The 19,597-nt window shown below is 55.2% G+C and carries 19 protein-coding genes; 14 read left to right on the top strand and 5 right to left on the bottom strand.

Annotated features, from left to right (window positions below):
• Positions 1-103 precede the first annotated feature (103 nt).
• A complete protein-coding gene (locus tag ACIPW4_RS03665) occupies positions 104-694 on the top strand; it encodes an NAD(P)H-dependent oxidoreductase (RefSeq protein ID WP_400654872.1) in 591 nt (196 codons plus the stop codon).
• Positions 695-718: 24 nt separating this feature from the next.
• On the opposite strand, the gene ACIPW4_RS03660 is transcribed toward ACIPW4_RS03665, so the two are convergent.
• The gene (locus tag ACIPW4_RS03660) at positions 719-1,627 is read right to left on the bottom strand and encodes a LysR family transcriptional regulator (protein WP_400654870.1); all 909 of its coding nucleotides are present in this window, start codon (positions 1,625-1,627) and stop codon (positions 719-721) included.
• A 109-nt stretch (positions 1,628-1,736) separates the two neighbouring features.
• On the opposite strand from ACIPW4_RS03660, the gene ACIPW4_RS03655 reads away from it, so the two are divergent.
• The 4 genes from ACIPW4_RS03655 (at position 1,737) to ACIPW4_RS03640 (ending at position 6,242) form a co-directional block, all read left to right on the top strand.
• Positions 1,737-2,195 (top strand): CidA/LrgA family protein, encoded by a 459-nt coding sequence (locus ACIPW4_RS03655; protein WP_400654868.1) that lies wholly within the window; start codon positions 1,737-1,739, stop codon positions 2,193-2,195.
• Positions 2,196-2,197: 2 nt separating this feature from the next.
• Positions 2,198-2,887 carry an LrgB family protein gene (locus ACIPW4_RS03650; RefSeq protein ID WP_400654866.1) on the top strand — a complete coding sequence of 230 codons (690 nt, stop codon included), beginning with the start codon at positions 2,198-2,200 and terminating at the stop codon, positions 2,885-2,887.
• Between the two features lie 165 nt (positions 2,888-3,052).
• The gene (locus tag ACIPW4_RS03645) at positions 3,053-4,636 is read left to right on the top strand and encodes an amidase (protein WP_400654864.1); all 1,584 of its coding nucleotides are present in this window, start codon (positions 3,053-3,055) and stop codon (positions 4,634-4,636) included.
• Between the two features lie 130 nt (positions 4,637-4,766).
• Positions 4,767-6,242 carry a purine-cytosine permease family protein gene (locus ACIPW4_RS03640; RefSeq protein ID WP_400654861.1) on the top strand — a complete coding sequence of 492 codons (1,476 nt, stop codon included), beginning with the start codon at positions 4,767-4,769 and terminating at the stop codon, positions 6,240-6,242.
• A 55-nt stretch (positions 6,243-6,297) separates the two neighbouring features.
• On the opposite strand, the gene ACIPW4_RS03635 is transcribed toward ACIPW4_RS03640, so the two are convergent.
• The 4 genes from ACIPW4_RS03635 to ACIPW4_RS03620 form a co-directional block, all read right to left on the bottom strand.
• On the bottom strand, positions 6,298-6,882 hold the full coding sequence (locus ACIPW4_RS03635; protein ID WP_400654860.1) for a hypothetical protein: 585 nt from the start codon (positions 6,880-6,882) through the stop codon (positions 6,298-6,300).
• On the bottom strand, positions 6,872-8,044 hold the full coding sequence (locus ACIPW4_RS03630; RefSeq protein ID WP_400654858.1) for an XRE family transcriptional regulator: 1,173 nt from the start codon (positions 8,042-8,044) through the stop codon (positions 6,872-6,874). The genes ACIPW4_RS03635 and ACIPW4_RS03630 overlap by 11 nt, the downstream gene beginning before the upstream one ends.
• Before the next feature lie 112 nt (positions 8,045-8,156).
• Positions 8,157-9,683 (bottom strand): CoA-acylating methylmalonate-semialdehyde dehydrogenase, encoded by a 1,527-nt coding sequence (locus ACIPW4_RS03625; RefSeq protein ID WP_274091923.1) that lies wholly within the window; start codon positions 9,681-9,683, stop codon positions 8,157-8,159.
• A gap of 38 nt (positions 9,684-9,721) precedes the next feature.
• A complete protein-coding gene (locus ACIPW4_RS03620; RefSeq protein WP_400654856.1) occupies positions 9,722-11,353 on the bottom strand; it encodes an MFS transporter in 1,632 nt (543 codons plus the stop codon).
• A gap of 412 nt (positions 11,354-11,765) precedes the next feature.
• On the opposite strand from ACIPW4_RS03620, the gene ACIPW4_RS03615 reads away from it, so the two are divergent.
• From ACIPW4_RS03615 to ACIPW4_RS03575, 9 genes are all read left to right on the top strand, one after another.
• Positions 11,766-12,740, top strand: coding sequence for a quinone oxidoreductase family protein (locus ACIPW4_RS03615; RefSeq protein WP_400654854.1), 975 nt, complete (start codon positions 11,766-11,768; stop codon positions 12,738-12,740).
• Positions 12,741-12,769: 29 nt separating this feature from the next.
• Positions 12,770-13,699, top strand: coding sequence for a LysR substrate-binding domain-containing protein (locus ACIPW4_RS03610; protein ID WP_400654852.1), 930 nt, complete (start codon positions 12,770-12,772; stop codon positions 13,697-13,699).
• Positions 13,700-13,726: 27 nt separating this feature from the next.
• On the top strand, positions 13,727-14,629 hold the full coding sequence (locus ACIPW4_RS03605) for a LysR family transcriptional regulator (RefSeq protein WP_400654850.1): 903 nt from the start codon (positions 13,727-13,729) through the stop codon (positions 14,627-14,629).
• 170 nt (positions 14,630-14,799) lie between these two features.
• A complete protein-coding gene (locus ACIPW4_RS03600; RefSeq protein ID WP_400654848.1) occupies positions 14,800-15,084 on the top strand; it encodes a YciI family protein in 285 nt (94 codons plus the stop codon).
• Between the two features lie 100 nt (positions 15,085-15,184).
• Positions 15,185-16,105 carry an NAD(P)-dependent oxidoreductase gene (locus tag ACIPW4_RS03595; RefSeq protein WP_400654847.1) on the top strand — a complete coding sequence of 307 codons (921 nt, stop codon included), beginning with the start codon at positions 15,185-15,187 and terminating at the stop codon, positions 16,103-16,105.
• Positions 16,106-16,430: 325 nt separating this feature from the next.
• Positions 16,431-17,129, top strand: a complete 699-nt coding sequence (gene nthB / locus ACIPW4_RS03590) for a nitrile hydratase subunit beta (RefSeq protein ID WP_400654845.1) — start codon at positions 16,431-16,433, stop codon at positions 17,127-17,129.
• Between the two features lie 20 nt (positions 17,130-17,149).
• A complete protein-coding gene (gene nthA, locus ACIPW4_RS03585) occupies positions 17,150-17,761 on the top strand; it encodes a nitrile hydratase subunit alpha (RefSeq protein WP_400654844.1) in 612 nt (203 codons plus the stop codon).
• Between the two features lie 3 nt (positions 17,762-17,764).
• Positions 17,765-18,139, top strand: a complete 375-nt coding sequence (locus ACIPW4_RS03580; protein WP_400654841.1) for a nitrile hydratase accessory protein — start codon at positions 17,765-17,767, stop codon at positions 18,137-18,139.
• Between the two features lie 350 nt (positions 18,140-18,489).
• Complete coding sequence (locus tag ACIPW4_RS03575) at positions 18,490-19,491, top strand: helix-turn-helix domain-containing protein (protein ID WP_400654839.1); 1,002 nt, start codon at positions 18,490-18,492, stop codon at positions 19,489-19,491.
• Positions 19,492-19,597 lie beyond the last annotated feature (106 nt).

Here is a 19,597-nt window from a genome sequence, read left to right as displayed (position 1 = left end):
TGAGGTCATCCGCGCAGGGATGGCCATCGTTACGGCGTTAAGGCCAAGCGGTGCCTACTGAGATTGCTGGATGCTCCACATTTGAGAATTGAGTGAGTGTGTAATGACTAAGCATCGGGTATTGGGGATCTCAGGCAGCTTGAGATCCCAGTCGACCAACAGCCTTTTCCTGAGGGTGATGGCGTGTGCCTGCCCAGATACCGTGTCCTTCAAGATTTTCTCCGATCTAGGGCGCATTCCGATCTTCAATCCTGACGATGAGGCTGAGCCTGGTCATGTCGTGACTGAGTGGCGGGAGACGCTTCTAGGGGCTGACATGATTCTCTTGACGAGCCCTGAATATGTCCATGGAGTATCGGGTGCGATCAAAAACGCATTCGACTGGATTGCGAGTAGTGGGGAGCTGATGGGCAAGTTGCTCGCCTTTCCGAATATTTCTTCGCGAGCCAGTATTGCTCATGCTCAGCTGGCCGAGACGCTTCACATCCTGGGCACTCGAAGGGTAGAGGAGTGCAGCCCAAAAGCTACCTTGGATGAGCCGCTGATCCAGCCTGATCAAGACGTCGAAAATATCTTGAGTCATCCGCTGACTGGCCCACGTATCCGTGCGCTTTGGACGAGCATCGAGAAGCGTTTGGACGTGGATAAGGATGGTCTCGATACTCCACCAAGCCTCACTCGATATCTGTGGTAGCTCCTGAAATCGTGACCCTGCAACCTATTGCGATGCGCTTGGAGAAACCAACAGAGTCCGGGCCAGCTCAAGCCACGCCTTGGCAGCAAATGAGAGCTGGCCTTGTCGACGCCAGGCCAGGGAGATCTTCCAGGTGAGCGACGGTGACTGGATCTCTGCGACTGTGAAACTGTCGGCGTGGAGCGTATCGCAAAAGACTTTGGGGAGCAGGGTGACGCCCACCCCGAGATTGACCAGCGAGGCCATAAAGTCCCACTGACCGCTGCGTCCGCTGACCTTGGGCGTGAAACCAGCCTCGGTACAGGCATTCGTTACCAGGTCGTTGAGTGCGAAGGAGTCTCCATAGAGGATGAACTCGCTCTCTGAAAGCTCCTTCAGATCCACGGCTGTCCGCCCATGCCAAGGTGAGTTCTTGGGTGCCAAGAGGCAGAGGGGCGATTCGAACAGTGGGAGCGAATCGAACTCTGACCACAGGTCGGTCGCGCCTGAAAAATCCAGCAGTGTCCCAAGCTCCAGCACGCCATCCCGAAGATATCCCAGAGTGGCGTTGCTACCAATCTCGAAGAGCTTGAGCTCGATCTTGGGGAAGGCGGAATGGTAGGCGCCAAACACTGGAGCCAGGATGGAATGGGTCGAGGGTGAAAGCCCCATGCGTAACACGCCTCGCTCGACCTTCTGAAGATCACTTACTTCGAGCTTCATTCGGTCGTGCAGCCCCATCATTTCCTTCGCGCGCTGGTACACGATCTCACCCGCGTCTGTGACGGTGAAGCGCTTACCTTCACGTGCCAGGAGGGGAACTCCAAAGCTCTGCTCTAGCACCTGAACCATTTTGCTCACCGTTGGCTGAGTCAGATGCAGGCGCGCAGCGGCCTTGGTGAAGCTCTTCTGATCAACGACCTCTACGTAATAACGCAGAGCGCGAATGTCCATGGTTCATTCCCAGCTTGCATGATTTTCATAATTTTAATTCATTTTTTCTTTGCATGCCTTGTCGGTAGCATTTACTTAACCATTTCAGCTACTCCCCAGGAATAAAACGATGTCTTCTGTATCCCGCTTGACCGACCCTAACCCCGCAATACGCTGGGTTAGAGCAGTCGCTCAGGTGCTGCTCTTGAGTGTGATTTGGTTTGCGGCTGATCGTGGCGCGAAGATGCTAGGTCTTCCGATCTCTGGTGGCATCTTCGGGCTGGGTATTCTCGTTGTGCTGCTGCTGACAGGTGTCATCAAACCAGCCTGGGTAGAGGGTGGGGCAGAATTGATTCTTGCCAATATGCTCCTGTACTTCATTCCCCTGGTGGTGTCGGTGGTTCAGTACACGGATCTCTTCGAGACCGAAGGCTTGAAGCTACTGGTTGCCATCGGCCTCGGGTTTTTGTCTGTCTTAGTCGTCACTGCGTTTGTCGTGGAGTGGGCATGCCAGCTGATCCGGAAGCGCCAATACACCAACCTCACTGAAGCTCGAAGAAACCGCGCACTTGTGGCAGGGCAGAAATGATCATGAAAGATTCCATGCTTTCCCTGGTTTTCCTGTTTGTCACGATTGTGGTGTTTTATGGCAACCAGGCCGTCTACAAGAAGCATCAACGCATCTGGTTGATCCCCGCGATCCCAACGTCGATCTTGCTGATCGCACTGGTACAAGCAACGTCATCCAGCTACCCACTCTACTTCAAGGACACCCAGTGGCTGGTTTGGCTGCTCGGCCCAGCAACAGTAGCCTTCGCTTTGCCGATTTATCAGAATCGTCGGATCGTCCGGAAATACTGGATGGCCTTGGTAGCTGGCAGCTTGGTCAGTATCGCGGTGTCGGTCGTGGTAACGCTGCTAGTCGCCCAGGCATTGAGCTTGGATAAGGAGATTACGCGTAGCCTGCTTTCCCGATCAGTCTCTACACCCTTTGCATTGGAAGCGACTGCCAACCTTGGTGGTACCGCACAGCTCACTGGGGTCTTCGTGATTATCACTGGCTTGTTTGGGATCGTTCTCGGCGAGGTGATTTTGACCTTGATACCACTGCGCAGTCGCCTTGCAAAAGGAGCCCCACTTGGTACCGCAGCGCATGGGTTTGGTTTAAGCATTGCTCGAAGCCTTGGTAACGAGGAGGGGGCGGTAGCGAGTCTGACGATGATATTCAGTGGCGTTCTGATGGTGGTGTTGTCACCCCTGATAGCGCGGATGGTGGCGTAATCAAACGCATCTAAATCGGGTGGTCTGGCACTGTGTCCGCTCCCCAACACAAAAACGGGGGCGGGCAGGTGTCAGTTTTGGTCTATGCAGGTTGGCAGTGACAGGCAGGCCAAGCTGGCGTGCGGGCGTTAGGTTAGATCAGGACTTGGAATCGGCACGATACGCATGGATTCCAGTGTTTTTGAGCTGACAGAAGAAGGTAAAAAAATGCCCAACGCAACCAAACCCATTGGCCTGGGAATCCCGACTCCAACACCGGAAGACATCCTGGCTATCTCGGCCAACCTCGGTCTGAAAATCAGTCCGGAAGATGCGGTTGCATACGCCGAGGTAGTTGGTACCAGCCTTCACAACTACAACATCGTGGACGGGTTGCTGGCAGACCATGTCACCCCCTCCAAGATCCAACGCGAATTCATGATTCCCTCCGTTGCGGAGAACCGTAACAACGCTTGGTATGTCCGCTCGAACGTACAAGAATGCAAAACCGGCAAGCTTGCTGGTCGCACCATCGCGGTCAAGGACAGCATTCCTGTCGCAGGTTTGCCGATGGTTGCCGGCTCCAATATCTTCGATGGTTACGTACCTGACTTCGATGCAGAAGTAGTGAGGCGGATCCTCGCTGCTGGCGGCACCATCACCGGCAAAGCACATTGCGAGTATCTTTGTTTTTCCGGCAGTAGCCATACCAGTGTGGGTGGCCGGATTGGCAACCCTTGGGATCAAACCCGCTCTGCCGGTGGCTCTTCCTCTGGCTCGGCTGCGCTGGTTGCTTCCGGTGAAGTTGATATGGCGCTGGGTGCCGACCAGGCAGGCTCCATCCGCATGCCTGCTTCCTTCAGCGGCATTGTGGGACTGAAACCGACCTTCGGCCTGGTACCGTACACCGGCATCCCTTCGCTCGATGCATCCTTCGACCACGTCGGCCCGATGACCGCCAATGTTGCCGACTGCGCTCTCATGATGAGTGTACTGGCCGGCCCGGACGGTATCGATGCGCGGCAGCAGGGCGTTGAAGCTTCTGACTACGAAGCCGCACTTGGCCAAGGTGTTAAAGGCCTGCGAATCGGCATCCTGAAGGAAGCTTTTGAAGTGCCTGGAAGTGATCCCCGTGTCGGAGCCCGGGTGCGTGAAGCGGCTGGCATCCTGGAGAAGCTGGGCGCTACGGTGGTAGACGTCTCTGTCCCAATGCATCGCCACGGGCTGGATATCTGGACGACCGTAGGTTGGACTGGCATGACCGAAACCGCCATAAAAACCAATGGCTTCGGGATCATGCGCAACGACCACTACCCGGTTCACCTGATGAAATGGGTACACGAGCAGGGCGCAGGAATTCACCAGGCTCCGCCAAGCATCAAGCTGTTCTTCCTGATCTCCGAATACGCCCGTAAGCACATTGGTTGCGTGGGTTACGGCAACGGGATCAACGCCGCGCGCATCCTCCGTGGCCAGTACGACAACCTGCTGAACAAGGTTGATCTGCTGCTCATGCCGACCACGCCAATGACTGCGCTGACACTTCCTGATGCAGCGACGACTGTCGAACAAGAGCTCAAGACCTCGCACCCAATGGCCTTGAATACGGCACCGTTCGACATGACTCATCACCCGGCGATCAGCTTGCCATGCGGTGGGGTTGAAGGCTTGCCTGTGGGGCTGATGTTGGTCGGTCGCCATTACGATGAGTCGACCATCTTCCGTGCGGCACAGGCGTTTGAGAGCACTGGCGAAGGCAAGTTTCGCTAAGTAGAACCAGCTGTACCCCTAATAAAAATACGCGTATGCGGCGGCAGCTGATCAGCTGTCGTCGCGCTTCCCTGCCCGCAATAAAACAGCTGCCTGCCCAGGCAGCACTACAAAAGTGTGAGGGTGGTTTATGAGCAAGCTCAAAGAGTGGTTCCAAGGGCCTCAGGATATTACCGAGGCTGAAGCGGTTGAAGACTATGCGGTTGGTCGAGTGCCGGCACGCTACCGTTGGCCTATTCCGGCCATCATCTTGGTGTTGCTTGGGAACTCTACAGCCATGTTCTGGTTCAGCCTTGGCGCCGACATGGGCTATGAGGTGGGTTGGCCGAACATGATCTGGCCGTTGCTATACATGACGGTCATCGCTACGGTCATCGGTTCCTGCATCATGAAGCTTGCCAGCAAGGAAGGCCTGTCGATGAACCTGATGACCCGAGGCCTGGGTTTCGGGTACATGGGGTCGGCCTTCACCTCCCTCATCTACGCGGTCAACTTCATTTTCTACTTCCTGTTTGAGGGCACCATTGTCTCGCACGGCATCGCCCACTACGCAGGCATCGAAGTTGACTCGCCAGCAGGGATCGGGATCTTCGCCGCTATCGGAATCGTCACCATCTGGTTCGTCTGGAAGGGCATGTCGTCTATGCAGTTCCTGCAGACCTGGGGTGTGCCTATCTTCATCGTGCTATTTGGCTTCTGCCTCTACCAGCTGACTCACAACTACGATGTGGTGATGCCGAATGACTGGAAGCCGAAGGGGGAGGTTAACTCCGCAGCCTTCTGGGCCGTCATGAACATGGCCAACGGTCAGATCGTATTCCAGGGTTTGCTGGCCACCGACTATGGACGTTTTGCCAAGCCAGGCATCACGCACAAGGGCACCTCGGTCATCATGCTGGGTATGCTGCTGCCGATCGTGTTCGTGATGCTGTGCGGGGCTTTCCTGGCCTATACCTTGATTCCAACCCTGGAGCCGGGTGACGCCTTCTCCCTGGCCAAAGATCCTGGCTTCGTCTTCCCTGCGGTCATGGCTCTGACCGGTGTCGTCTTCACCATCATCACTCAGGTACGTATCAACGTACTGAACCTGTACTCCGGGTCGATTGCTCTGTCCAACACCATGGACATGACCTTCAACTTCCGGCCTGGTCGTCAGTGGTGGATGCTGCTTGTACTGGCGCTGGGCATCGTGTTCTACGTGTGCAACATCCTCCAATACACCGGTACCTTCCTCGCCATCACCGGCATCCTGACCAACACCTGGGTGTTCATCATTCTGGCCGACTACTACATCTGCCGGAAGGTCATGAAGCTCGCCCCTGACGACTTCATCGAGTTCCGCAAAGAGTATCTGTGCAAGTGGAACCCTTGTGGCGTGTTCAGCCTTCTGATCGCAGTGGCGATTGGTGCTGCCGGCGTACTGGGTGCGTACCCGATGTACTACGCATCATTCATCGCGATGATCGTAGGGCCGATCCTGCACGTGATCGCTACCAAGATGACAGAAGGGCGGTACTACTTCTCCGAGTTTCCCCAGGACGTGGAGACCAGCTGGAAGCCCCACGATACCTACCAGGGGCCGAAACCAGTGGTTGAGTTGAGCTGAGTTACGCAATTAGAAAGGGGCGCCAAATGGCGCCCCTTTCTATTCAATGTCATTTTCAGGGTGGTGGCATTGCGGCTCTAAGCCTGCACTCGAGAGCGAGTCTGTAGGCGTTGATTAGGTGTGGGCCCAATGAGCCTCCCATTTCCTGATGCTGCGCGAGCACAGTGGTATGGTCGGCATCGGTGAGTCGATTCGTGAAAATGAGCCACGCATGCATATGAGCCGTTGTCTGAGTTGGTGAGTAGCCAACGGTTTGAGAGAGCTTGCGTGCTTTTTGATCATCGGTGATGAAGCCTTGCCGGATTTTGGCTGCAAAAGCTATAGAGGAGAGTTCTCCCATACCGAGGCTCTTGCGGCTCTTGAGGTCTGCGATCGCTTGAAGGTCATCAATGCTACAGGAGTGACGCATGAACTTGCCTTTGGCTAGTTCTTTCCTGAGGCGCTCCCGAAGCTCCAGGTCGGCAGGTGTAGGAGCACTCCTGGTTTTGACTAGGCATTCGTAGTGCACGAATGTCGTCATGCAGAAATCGCAGTTCGCTTCTTGCGCGGCGGCGTACAGTTTGGACGAGGAAAGGATATTCCAGACAGAGCACGTATCCGCCACATTTACCTGGAAGAAAATTGAGGGATCAATAGCCATGGATGGTTCGTCCATACAATGAGGCCATGCTAGAAAGCTCGCCGTGCCCGCATAAAAGCGCCTCAGAAAGCCTTCCCAGACTGATGATCTGCCTGCTGTAAGCTTCCAGGCAGAGACTTACGTAGTGATCTGATAACCCTCGTGACAGCAGCATAGATTTTCGGATGCGTTGCTGATCAGTGAGTGTTTCAGGAAGCTCAGGGTCAATCTTGGCTTCCCTTGGAACGCGGTAGCCTCGGATGCGGGCGCTGGTAGGCTTGTCGACTAATCCTGCCGTTACCAAGGCGACGCCCAGTGCGTTGCAACTCACCCGAAATTCATTCGCCCATCGATGTGTGTCAGCTTCATCCCAGAGGGCTGGTGATGGGAGGTGTTTAAGCACTGCTGGCGGTAAGAGGTAACAGGAAGCAAATCTGTTAGCCCTGGTCTCGCGAAGATCATCCTCGTTGACATAGCTGACATTCACACCCTCAGAGCTGTCAAAAATCGCATGAGCCATCTCATGAGCAGCACTAAAGCGCTGTCTGTAAATGTCCTCGCTGTGATTGATCAGCACGCATTTTCCCGCTGTCGGGTGCAATATGAATAAGCCAGAGATCTTTGAGCTGGAGAGCCTACGGCGGAATACGTGCACACCTACGGAGCGAAACTCAGCGTAAATGTTACGCGGAACCTCCCTGTCGCTATGTCCCATTTTTTGTCGAAAGGCTTTGGCAGCCTCCTCAGCATGCCGTTTGTAGATGCGTCCGGCTGGCCTGAAATCAAACTGTTGAGGTACCCCATACAGCTGTTCAGTGAGGTACTGTTCTGTCTCGCAGAGGTACAAAAATTCTTGTATGGCTGAGCGATCCTCTTTGGTGAGGCTACGACCATGCGCGCGGTACAGTGTCTCTGTCTCCTCAAAGGGCGCAACCGTGGCGTTGGAAATGAGAAACGTGAAATCGCACCGGTAATAGTCGGCCAGTATCAATACTTCGTCGCCAGTCGGCTCCAGCGCGCCCTGCTCGATGCGAGTCAGGCGGATAGGATCGATATCAGTGGCCGCAGCGACCTCTTCGATTGTCTGCAAATGCTGGTCGCGGTAGCGAAGGAGCTTGTTGCCAAGAGATTGGAGGTTCATGCGCTGCTGGCTGTCCTTTGAGAGCCCATGCTCGAAGAACATCATAGTCCAGCAGGATTTGGTGAGGATAAATTAGAAAAGGATGGGGTAGGCTGAATTGAGTAGCCTGCTGAAAGGCTGCCCGGGATAGCCCCGAGCAACCTCTCGACAGCAACTACTTCAAGGTGATGGTGGTGTTCACACCGTCATTAACGGTCTTGTCGTCGAACCAGCGGCTGGTGACGGTTTTGGTCTGGGTGTAGAACTGGACAACTTGCTTGCCGTAAGGGCCCAGGTCACCCAGCTTGGAGCCGCGCGAGCCGGTGAAGCTGAAGGCAGGAACCGGTACCGGGATTGGGATGTTGATGCCAACCTGGCCGACATCGATCTCGCTCTGGAACTTGCGAGCCGCTGCGCCGCTTTGAGTGAACAGGCCTACACCGTTACCAAACGGGTTGGCGTTCACCAGCTCGATTGCGTCGTCCAGGGTCTCAGCTTCCAGTACCACGAGCACCGGGCCAAAGATTTCCTGGGTGTAGACGTCCATCTCGGTGGTCACACCCGAGAACAGGGTAGGGCCGATGAAGTTGCCGTCTTCGTAGCCAGGAACCTTGATGTCGCGGCCATCCATTTCCAGCTTGGCGCCTTGACGAACACCGCTCTCGATCAGATCCAGGATGCGCTGCTTGGCGCGCTTCGAGATCACTGGGCCGATGTCGGTGCCAGGCTCGGAGCCAGCGTTCACTTTCAGCTTCTGAGCCAGTTCCTTGATGTCCGGCAGCCAGTTGCGCGCCTCGCCTACCAGTACGATGACCGAAGTGGCCATGCAACGTTGGCCGGCAGCACCGAAACCAGCACCCACCAGGGCGTTCAGAGTGTGCTCACGGTTTGCATCAGGCAGTACCACCGCGTGGTTTTTAGCGCCCATCATCGACTGAACGCGCTTGCCGTGCTGGCTGCCCAGGTTGTAGACGTGGGTGCCGACGTGGGTCGAACCGACGAACGAGATGGCTTTGATGTCTGGGTTGGTGCACAGGGCATCAACGACTTCTTTGCCACCGTGCACGACGTTCAGCACGCCTGCAGGGATACCGGCTTCGAGGCCCAGTTCCACCAGCATCATGGTCGACAGCGGATCTTGTTCCGAAGGCTTCAGAACGAAGGTGTTGCCGGTGACGATAGCCATCGGGAACATCCACAATGGGATCATGGCCGGGAAGTTAAAGGGGGTGATGCCGGCGCATACACCGATCGGTTGGCGCAGGGTATAGGTGTCAACACCGCCGGCAACGTTCTCGGCGAACTCGCCCATTTGCAGGGTGCTGATCGAGCAGGCGTGCTCCACGACTTCCAGGCCACGGAAGATGTCGCCTTCGGCGTCGGCCAGGGTTTTGCCTTGCTCGGCGCTCAGAACAGCCGCGATGCGTTTCGAGTTCTCGCGGATCAGCGCCTGAAGCTTGAGCATGATGCGCATGCGGGCGCCCAGTGGCGTTTTCTTCCAGCTGTGGAAGGCACGTTCGGCAGAGTCGATCGCGGCCTTCACTTCCTCCTGGGTGGCCAGGGGGACTTTTGCCAGCACTTCTTGCGAGGCAGGGTTAACCACGTCGAGCCACTCGGTGGTTTTGGAATCGACCCACTCACCGTTGATCAGCAACTTGACCTGAGCCACTGTGGTGTCGTTCTTGTTCAGTGAAGCATTCATGAGTGTCTCCTTGGGTTACAGGCTTGAAATCGAAGCTTTTACTTGGAGGTTTCAACGGCATCTAGGTCGACGTTCTTGGTCTCTTTCAGAGCCATGAGGCCGATCACGAGGCTGATGCCCGTTACAAGCACGGGGTACCAGAGGCCGTAGTAGATATCGCCGGTGTACACCACCAACGCGAAGGAAATGGTCGGCAGCAGACCACCAAACCAGCCGTTACCGATGTGGTAGGGCAGGGACATCGAGGTGTAACGGATACGGGTAGGGAAGAGCTCGACCATCGTTGCTGCCAGTGGGCCGTAGGTCATACAGGCGATGAGGATCAAGGCAACGATGATGGCCACCACCATTGGCTTGTTCACTTGGGCAGGGTCAGCGGTTGCTGGGTAGCCAGCGTCCACGGTCACCTTCTTGATGACCTCAGCATCGAAGCCATTCATCACAGTGCTGCCAACGGCGATCTTGATCTCGCTGCCAGCAGGGCCTGCCACGGACTCGTATGGAATACCCATCTTGGCCAGGTAGGTTTTAGTCTTGTCGCAAGCGCTATCAAATTTGGCTTTGCCGACCGGGTCGAACTGGAAGTTACAAGTTGCAGGGTCAGCAGTCACAACCACAGGGGCGCTGGCGCTGGCCTGGGAGATCTGTGGGTTCCCGTAGTAGCTCAGGGCTTTGAAGAGCGGGAAGTACAGCAAGGTGGCGAGCAGAAGGCCTACCATCAGAATCGGCTTACGGCCAATACGGTCGGAGAGCGAGCCGAAGAGGACGAAGAACGGAGCACCGATCACGACACTGATGATCAGCAGCGTGTTGGATTGCGCCGGATCCATCTTCAGGAACTGGGTCATGAAAAACAGTACGTAGAACTGCGAGGTGTAGAAGGTCACGGCCTGGCCGGCGTTGATGCCGAACAGCGCGGTAAGTACGACCTTCAGGTTCTGCCAGGAACCGAATGCGTCACGAATCGGCGAGGTGCTGGTCGTGCCTTCTTCCTTCATTTTTTTGAAGGATGGCGACTCATGCATGCTCATACGGATCCAGGTCGAGATACCAACCATGATCAGTGAAAGGAGGAACGGAATGCGCCAGCCCCATTCTTCGAACTGATCGCCTGTGGCTTTGCGGCAAATCAGGATGACGAGCAGAGACAGGAGCAGGCCAAAGGTCGCGGTGGATTGAATCCAGCCGGTGAACATGCCGCGTTTGTTTCTCGGCGCATGCTCAGCCACGTAAGTCGCAGCACCGCCGTATTCGCCGCCGAGTGCCAGGCCTTGGAGCATGCGCAGAACGACGAGGATGATCGGGGCGGCAATACCCCACGACGCGTAGGTCGGTAGAACGCCTACCAGGAAGGTCGACAGGCCCATCAGGACGATAGTGGCCATGAAGGTGTATTTCCTGCCGATCATGTCGCCCAGGCGACCGAACACCAACGCACCGAACGGCCTAACCAAGAAGCCAGCGGCAAAGGTCATCAGCGCGAAGATGAAGGCAGTGGTGTCGTTCACACCAGAGAAGAAGTGCTTACCGATGATGGCGGCCATGGCGCCATACAGGAAGAAATCGTACCACTCGAAAATCGTTCCAAGGGAAGAGGCAAAAATCACCTTCTTGTCTTGCCGTCCTATCTCGTCAGAGCCAACGGTGCGCTCTTGGGCTATCTCATTCATTTGCAGTTCCTCGGCCCAGTGGGCTCGTTTTGTTTTTGTTCTTGACTGCCGGCCAGTCGAGTGGCCGCCATCGTGACCTTGCTGAAGCAGGTGCCCCGAAAACTCGGTAATGCTCGATGGTTCCTGTTGCTGACAACGGGGCCAAAGTCTCCAGTTACCTGTGGTAGTGGAACCGAGTCTATGAGTGGCCTAGCGAGTGGCACAGAGCAGAATCTGCTCAATGGATGTGCAAAAAATGGGGAATGGGCCGCTGGTCGCCCCCTACCGGCTGCACAGCCGTTTAAGCTGATGATGGAACGGCAGGCGACAAGGATTTGTGCAAATCTTGCAGGTCTGTAGTGCAAGAAACCTGGCTTGTTGCACGTGGTGCAAGGTGCGACCTTTGGTGCAGTGCAATCACTGGAGGTGAGTCATGGTTGATGTAGTGCGATTTGAAAGCTTTGGCGATGCTGATCAACTTCACCTGGAGAGCGTCCAGGTCGGTGAGCCTGCTGAAGGACAGGTGCGTCTCAGGCAGCACGCAGTAGGTGTAAACCCGCTGGATATCAGTCAGCGCCGTGGTGAAGTGAAGATCCCGCTTCCCTCGGGTATTGGCCTTGAGGGCGCCGGTGTCGTCGAGGCCGTGGGCCCCAACGTGACAAACGTGAAAGTGGGTGATCGAGTTGCATACGCAACCGGCCCGATTGGTAGCTACGCAGCCACCAGGCTCTTCCCTGCAGAGCGCTTGGTGAAGTTGCCGGATAACGTTAGCTTCGAAGAGGCGGCAGCTGTTCTGTTCAAAGGCATCACGGCTCAATACCTGATCAAAACCACTTACCCGGTCACCAAGGGCACGAACATTCTCCTCTACGGTGCTGCAGGCGGCGTTGGCCAGCTGCTGGCATCTTGGGCGAAGCACCTGGGTGCGAACGTCATTGGTGTCGTCTCTAAAGAAGCGAGCATCGAGCGGGCGCGCGCTGCCGGCTGTGATCACGTGTTCGTCTTCGACAGCGCTACTCTGGCAGCCAATGTCCAAGAAGCCACGGGTGGTAAGAAAGCGGATGTTGTATACGACGGTGTCGGTAAGCCAACCTTCGAGACATCATTGGATTGCTTGAAAGTGCGCGGTCTTATGGTTTCTTACGGCATCACGAGTGGGGTGCCAGATCCGGTAGCAGTAGGAACACTGAACGCCAAAGGTTCGCTGTACCTCACTCGGCCTGGCTTGGTTGCACATGTTGCTACGGCGGAGGCCTACCAGGAGCGTGCGGCTGACGTTTTGGACGCACTTGCCAAAGGCATCATCAAGGCTCACGTCTCTAAAACGTATCCGCTGAAAGAGGCCGCTAAGGCCCAGCAGGACATCGAGCATGGTCATTCCAAGGGTTCGATTGTACTGATCCCCTAATCAGCACATTTGCATTGTTGAGGTTGTAGATGGATCCGTTCGATAGCCGTAAAGCCGATGAACTCTCAGCGATCCTTGCGCTTGCTGACCATCAAACGTTTTCAGCGGCGGCGAAGGTTCTCGAACGGCATCCATCCGTTCTGTCCAAGCGGATCTCAGCGTTGGAAATGAGGCTGGGCGTTCGGTTGGTTGAGAGGACGACCCGCGCTGTTCGTTTCACCGACGTCGGTGCTCGATTCGTCGAGAATATTCGTGCCGCTGCCAGGCTGATCGGTGAAGCTCAGTCTGAAGCGTTACAGGACTCTTCCGAGATTCAGGGAACGCTCAGGCTGTCGCTGCCATCTGCCATGGGGCGGATGTGGCTGAGCCCGTTGATCGCTGAGTTCGCCAAGCGGCACCCGCATTTGTCCTTGGAGCTCGAGTACACGGATGAATTCGTAGATATCGTCTCCAAGGGTTATGACCTGGCCATACGCATCGGTGATCTGCCAGACAGCCGGCTTATCGCACGAAAGCTTTGCGATCAAACACGCATCCTGTGCGCTTCGCCCGAATACATCGAGCAGCGTGGAGCGCTCGCGCATCCCCACGATCTGGTGAATCACCAGTGCCTTTCCTATACCGGATTCAGCACCTTTCCTGACTGGCGCCTAGTGTCGGAAGGCAAGGCTGTCACCATCCGGCCAAAGGGGTCGATCAAGAGCAACGACAACGAAGGTCTGCTCATCGCCGCCACCCATGGTTTAGGTATCGTGGCTGGCAGCACCTGGCTGATGGCCAAGGCGATCAGCACTGGCAGGCTTGTTCGAGTTCTACCCGAGTGGACATTCAGTACCGACTCAGGCGTTTATCTTGTTAGGCCCTCATCTGCTTACACCTCTGCGAAAGTTGATGCTTTCAAAACCTTCATTGAGTCCCGTTTTTCTGCCAGGGCACCTTGGGAGGATTTAGAGGGGTAAGTCTGTACCGTGATTGAGAATTGAGTTATGGCAAAAAAACAAAAAAATGAAAACTGGGATGACTTTCGATATTTTTTGGCCGTGGCGAGGGCTGGTACCTTGTCGGGCGCTGCTGAGAGATTAGGTACAGAACATACAACTGTTGCACGTCATATTTCAGCCTTGGAAGATGGCTTGAAAATAAGACTATTCCACAAAAGCAATTCTGGCTATGAGTTAACTCCCGAAGGGGAGAGGGTGCTTAATGCTGTAGAAAGTATGGAAAGCATTTTGCTCTCCTATAAAAGTGATGAGACTGACCCAGGGCAGATTTCAGGTCTGGTCAGGATTGGTGCACCAGACGGGTTCGGGAGTGTATTCCTAGCGCCTAGAATGGCAGAGCTGACAAGGAAGTATCCGAACCTTGAGGTGGAAATCTACGCGGCGGCGCGGGTGTTTAGTCTCTCTAAGCGGGAGGCGGACATCGGCATCAGCTTGGCGACTGCAGAGCACATGCGGGTCGCTTCTCGCCGCCTGACTGACTACCGACTCCAAATCTATGCCACCCGGCAGTACCTTGACGAGTCTCCTCCCATACGAAGCCAGAAAGATCTCGAGCAGCATCCCTTCGTAGGGTATGTCGAGGATCTCCTGTTCGCCCCCCAGCTCAACTTTTCCAGTGGCTTGGAAGTAGACCTCGTCTCGCGCCTTCGTAGTACGAACCTGCTCACCCAGGTACATACAGTCTTGGGAGGGAAGGTGCTTGGCATCCTTCCGGCCTACATCGCAACGTCATTCCCTAAGCTGATCCCCGTCCTCCCGGACGAGGTCAGCATCAAGCGTTCCTTCTACATGCACGTTCATGAGGATCACAGGAAGGCAGCTCACATCCGCGAGGTGGCTAGGTTCATCGCAGAGCAGGTGGATGCCAATCGGGAGATCTTCCTCTGAAAAAATCACTGATGGCCCGCACCGCCATCAGTGAATTTTTGCACGCCGGATGTGTGTTTATTACGTTGTGAAGGCACAACCGGCGGGCGTACTGTAAATCCCATCGAGCGAAGACATTCTTAAATGCCTAAGTTCGAATGCAGATACCAGTCAATAATAATAGGTGCAGCATGCTATACGTCATCTACTGCAAGGATAATCCGTCTACTCCCACTAGGCGCGATGAATTCTATGATGCGCACCGCGCTTATTTGAAAAGCGCCCCCATCAAGATCTTGATCGCTGGGCCTTACACTTCGGTGGATAGCGACAAGAAAATCGGCAGCATGCTTGTTGTTGAAGCGGAAACGCTCGAGCAAGCCGTCGAGTTCCAGCACAATGACCCGTTCGCTCTGAACGATGTCTGGAGCGAAATCAGTGTTAATCCCTATCTGAAATCGATTGATCAGCGCTAAGTATTGATAGGTGCTATCAGCTGCCTCATGAAAGTTGCTTGATTATTCAGATGTTGCAAGTTAGTTGGTACAACCCCTCGTAGAGCAATGGAGAACAAAAATGAAGACTATCGCTTGGATCGGCCTCGGCTTCATGGGCAACCCGATGTCCAAACACATGATGAACGCTGGCTATGCCGTAAAAGGCGTGGACATCGACCCGGCTGCCTGTGAGCGCGCCGCCCAGAACGGTGTTCAGATCTGTTCGACCGTCGCTGAAGCCTGCAAAGGTGTAGAAGCTGTCTTCACCATGCTGCCAACCGGTACCGAAGTTAAAGAAGTCCTGGCCGGCCCGAATGGCGTCTTCGCCAGCATCGACCCGAACACCGTGGTCATCGACTGCTCCACCATCGGTATCGAGAATGCTCGCTCGCTGCACGCTTCCGCCAAGAAAGCTGGTCGCATCTTCGCCGAAGCCCCGGTCTCGGGCGGCACGGAAGGCGCCATCGACGCAACCCTGACCTTCATGATCGGCTGTGAAGATCCGCACGTTGCTCGCGTTAAAGAGCTGCTGAGCCCGATGGGGGAGTACGTTGCTCACGCCGGTGGCCCAGAAGCTGGCCAGGCTGCCAAGGTCGTGAACAACCTGATCATGGGTGTGTGCGTGGCCGTGAACTGCGAAGCCACCGCACTGGCTGAGCGTCTGGGCCTGAACCTGAAAGAGTTCTTCGAAATCGCCATTCGCTCCACCGCCGACAACTGGACTTTCCGTGTCTGGAACCCGGGCAAAGACGTTGTCGCGAGTGCTCCTGCCTCGAAGGGCTACAAGGCTGGCTTCAAGACCTGGCTGCTTGCCAAGGATCTGACCCTGGCCATGGACGCGGGCCGCGAAGTTGGTGCGACCATCGCCACCGCCGAAGCTGCGCACGCTCTGCTCAAGAAACACATCGAGAATGGCGGCGGCGACATGGACGCTACCTCCCTGGTGCTGGGCCTGAAAGAAGCTGCTGAGAAGGCTGTTCCTCAGAAAGCCATCGCCTGATTCGCCGTACATCTCACATCGAATGTCACCCTTTGGCCCGGAGCTCACCCTCCGGGCCGTTTTTTATCTGTCGGGAAACGCCCGAAAGGCCTATTCAGATTTGGCACGCAGAGTAGACCTTGGTAGGAGAATGACAGTTTTGGACTAAGCAGCCTGTCGCTCTCAACCAAGACACGCTCCACACCCAAGCCTATCCTCATCTGTAGAGCCTGCCTCTCGATGTCGGCAATTATCCAAGCCGCCATCGACTCACTCCTCTGGCGAGGGGGCGGCTGATGTAGGCGGTCTGGCCATAAAACCAACAGTAGCCTGACGGGGGGGAAAAATGATTGGGATTCATGATATAGGCGGCTTGCATCACCTTGGCCCTATCAATACTCGCGATGACGAGGTCTTTCATGAGCACTGGGAGGGTTTGACCTTCGCGTTGCTTTTGGTCTCGGGCACCGTGGGAACCTGGGCACTTGACGAGTTCCGTCACATCATCGAGCGCATGCCTCCAGCGGACTATCTCAAGACGCCATATTACGTGCACTGGCTCGAAGCGATTGAAGAGCTTTGCGTCCGTGATGGCCATGTAACTCGGGAAGAGCTGGAGCAGAGAAAGCAGGCAATTCTGTCCGGTCAGACGAAATTCCCAGAGTACGCCGGAACCTTGGATCAACAGGTTGTAGACAAGCTGATCGCCGGGGCCCGAAAGATCGCCTATGTAGGCCTGGAAGCTCGTCGCCCTGATCAACCTCAGTCGTTTGCCGTCGGCTCCAAAGTTCGCGCTCGTACCTTGGCTGTCCCAGGCCACACCCGCCTTCCACGATATCTTTGGGGCAAGGTCGGGGTGATCCTTTCCTACAGTGGTACCTATCCGCTGGCCGACACGGTCGCTCACCGGCGAGGTGAGCACGCTCAACCAACTTATGCGGTTCGCTTCGAGGGCAGTGAGATCTGGGGTGACAGTGCAGAGCCTAATACCTCCATCACCATAGATCTCTATGAGTGCTACATGGATCCAGTCACAGAACAATAAGCAAGAATTGAGGAACAGCTATGTCCGAGCACAAGCATCATCAGCATGACCTCTCGGAGGGGGAGGTCAGGGCGAAAGCACTGGAGTCTTTGCTGAAGGAAAAAGGAATTCTCCAAGGTGATGTAGTCGACAGCATCGTCTCCATGTACACCCAGGACATCGGGCCAATGAACGGTGCTAAAGCCATCGCTAAGGCTTGGCTTGATCCGGAGTACAAGAAGCGCCTCCTGGCCAATGCGACCAAGGCTGTGGCTGAGCTCGGTATCAGCGGCATGGAAGGCGAGAACCTGGTTGCGGTCGAGAATACTGATGAGGTTCATCATGTAATCGTCTGCACCCTGTGTTCTTGCTACCCCTGGCCTGTATTGGGCCTGCCCCCACGGTGGTACAAAGATGCGCCTTACCGTTCCCGGGTGGTGCGTGAGCCGCGCTCTGTCCTGGCCGAGTTTGGTACCGTGGTTCCTGAGTCGAAGGAAGTGAAAGTCCTGGATAGCAACGTCGAGGTACGCTACTTCATCATGCCTCAGCGACCTGTAGGCTCCGATGGTATGACCGAGAGTGAGTTGGCAGCTCTCATTACTCGCGACTCCATGGTTGGTGTCACTGTGCTCCCATCGGTAGTGAGGAAATAATCCATGTCCGTCGAGCCAAACATCAGTTGCCAGGCTGCCTCGCCAAGCGACGCTGTGAATCTTCAGATCAGTGCCATGTCGGGTGCTGAGTCCATGCCTCGAGAAAACGGCGAGCTCGTTTTTGACTCCCCTTGGCAGAGCCGTGCGTTCGGTATGGCCGTCAGCCTTTCTCAGCAAGGACTTTTCACCTGGGACAAATTCCGGGCTGAGTTAGCCAGTGCTATTAAGCGGAACAATCAAAACGGATTGACCGAGTATTATTTGTGCTGGCTGGAGGCGCTTGAAGTTTGCCTTACTCAAACCCAAACGCTCGATGCTGAAGCAATCTGCCAGCGCGAACACGAGTTTGAACATCACGAGCGCGATGAGGTTTTCTGAAGCGCCTAATAGTTAACTCCTGGGTCAGTTGTCACCCTGTGGGCGGTAACAATTGTTTCCTTGGTAAACATTCATTCATGCAGTACCTTTAAGGGGAGCAGATAGCTTGGCTATCTCTCCCCTTTTTTTGAATGGTAGATTGTTTAACTGCTCTCATCTGGTGCGCTTCGAACCAGTTTTGTGCGCCATTTTATTGATTAATCAGGTTTTTTTCTTCGTATGGCCGATTGCTGCTGAGATGAGATGGGGATGCGGCGTAAGGACATGCACTTGGCCTCGATTTTGCTACCTGAAAGGGGTGATGAACACGACTGGCTCAGCCGGGCGTAAGCTTTCGAGAGGATTGGAAAATGGCTAATTCAGTTTCTGGTGGCGTTGAGCTATTGCATGCTCCCCTAGGAGATTCGAAGATATCCAGCGGGCAATTTCTTTACGCAACGTCCTTAGTGGATACACCCAAGCGTTTTGAATATTGGCATCACGCCATTTGCACGCATTTCATTCCCGCGGAAAGTTGGAAGCCTAAGAGTAATGGCTTTGTCGGTGAGCTTAAAGGTCACAGTTTGGGTGGGCTGTTAGTCGGGCAGTATGATGCGAGCGAGCATTGCTGGCATAGGACTGCTAATAACGTCCGTTATAGTCCAGGTGATGATTTAGTCGCGTACTTCGTTGAGGATGGGTGTGTTCGGCTGGAGCAGAATGGCAACAATATTACTCTGAATTCCGGCGAGATCGCTCTGTATGACGCTGCTACACCCTTTATTCAAGAGGTTTCAGCGAAGTCGTTGTTACTTATGAGGATGCCGCGCGGAGCGCTGACAGCTCGAACTAATCGAGCCGAACGCATTGTTGGTATGAAAATCGGCAATCACAATGGTATGGCCAGCGTACTTGGCGGGCTGATGAAAGCCTCACTTTGCCTGCCTGGGGGTTCGGATAGCTCATCCCTGGCCCGCTTAGCTACAGCGTTCCTCGAAACCTTGTCGGTAGCAATTGACCTACAGGCGGGTGACGATTTTTCTCCCTCGCACGCTGATTCGCTTTACCTCAAAACCATGGCCTATCTCCAAGCCAACATTGAAGACGAGACGCTCAGCATGGAGTCGATCTCTTCTGCGATGCATGTGTCCGAGCGTACTTTGTTCCGAGCGTTCGCTAAGCACCAGTCAACACCCATGCAGCAGCTCTGGCTCGCTCGTCTGAAGCGCAGCTACGATTTGCTGGAGACAGGGCAGGTGAAGCTTGTTACACAGGCCGCCTATCAAAGCGGCTTCAGTGACGTGTCGCACTTCTGTCGTGTGTTCCGCAAAGAGTTTGGTGTAACCCCAGGTAAAGTTGTGGCGCGGATCTAGCCACTCCAGCGGTGCTTGGCACCGCTCTGTGCGTCTGAAGCTGTTGGCAGTTTTAGTCCAACAGATTGGCAGTGGCAGCCAAGCGGTGGTGACGGGCTTAGGTGAT

This window comes from Pseudomonas sp. NPDC089996 (assembly GCF_044748405.1).
Lineage (GTDB): Bacteria > Pseudomonadota > Gammaproteobacteria > Pseudomonadales > Pseudomonadaceae > Aquipseudomonas.
This window is presented reverse-complemented; position numbering and strand designations above follow the sequence as displayed.